The sequence below is a fragment of the Paenibacillus sp. 01T443 genome, assembly GCF_056398325.1.
Genome location: NZ_JBFTPE010000083.1, coordinates 1 through 437 on the forward strand (window position 1 = coordinate 1; position 437 = coordinate 437).

Here is a 437-nt window from a genome sequence, read left to right on the forward strand (position 1 = left end):
ACTGTCACTGTCCATTACGACAGCTGGGTTTCCCCATTCGGAAATCCTCGGATCAATGCCTGCTTACGGCTCCCCGGGGCGGTATCGTTGTTCGCCACGTCCTTCTTCGGCTCCTGGTGCCTAGGCATCCTCCGTGCGCTCTTACTAGCTTAACCTATCGTTCCGGTTGATTCGGCTTGTGCGCCGTTTTCATTTTGTTTCCCTGATCTCCTAAGACATCAAGTGGTTGAAACAAAACGAAAAGATGTCGCARCAATCTCGAACAACCTTCACTAACAATTAAATCATTGTMGCTTAAAGGATGTTTCAGCAATTCTTTTCTTTCGTTATCCAGTTTTCAAGGTGCAAAGTAAATCACAGCTGAGCCTTACGGCTGCTGCGTAGGTGTAAAACATAACACCTGCTTGGCGACGTCCTACTCTCCCAAGACCCTGCGG

1 rRNA gene is annotated in these 437 nt (G+C 48.5%); it reads right to left on the reverse strand.

Features of this window, described 5'->3' with window-relative positions:
* Nucleotides 1–155: ribosomal RNA gene (locus AC1DLI_RS34400) — 23S ribosomal RNA — on the reverse strand; the annotation flags it as partial.
* Between the last annotated feature and the right edge of the window lie 282 nt (nucleotides 156–437).